This window comes from Achromobacter sp. GbtcB20 (assembly GCF_019091095.1).
GTDB classification, from domain to species: Bacteria; Pseudomonadota; Gammaproteobacteria; order Burkholderiales; family Burkholderiaceae_B; genus Achromobacter; species Achromobacter mucicolens.
Genome location: NZ_JAGXJZ010000299.1, coordinates 1 through 375, shown reverse-complemented (window position 1 = coordinate 375; position 375 = coordinate 1). Strand labels below are relative to the sequence as shown.

The window sequence follows — 375 nt, the reverse complement described above, 5'->3', positions numbered from 1 at the left end:
GCATGCAGAACACACAAGTTCGCCACCGGGGCGCGACCCGGCCAAGCCCCCTCATGGGGGTGCGGAGTGGGGTGGATCTGGCCCCCGGCAGGGCGAGCGACTTCCGCAGGAAGTGTAGTGAGTACACCGGGCCTGCCCGGTGGCCCTGGCCGGCGCCGGCGGCGATCGCGCGGAGGCGGCCATGAGCCAGCCCGTCTACTGCATCCTACGCGCCGAGAAGCTGACGTCGTTCGGCTCGATCACCGGCTCGGCCAAGCACACCTTTCGCGAGATCCCGACACCGAATGCGGACGCAAGCCGCACGCACCTGAACAAGACCTTTGGTGCACAGGACGCCGCGGCCGTGCGTGCGGCGATCGAGGCCAAGCTGCCGGC

The 375-nt window shown here is 69.9% G+C and carries 1 pseudogene; it reads left to right on the top strand.

Features of this window, described 5'->3' with window-relative positions:
* Positions 1-181: 181 nt before the first annotated feature.
* Positions 182-375 (top strand): annotated as a pseudogene (locus KVT32_RS29070) (plasmid recombination protein); the annotation flags it as partial.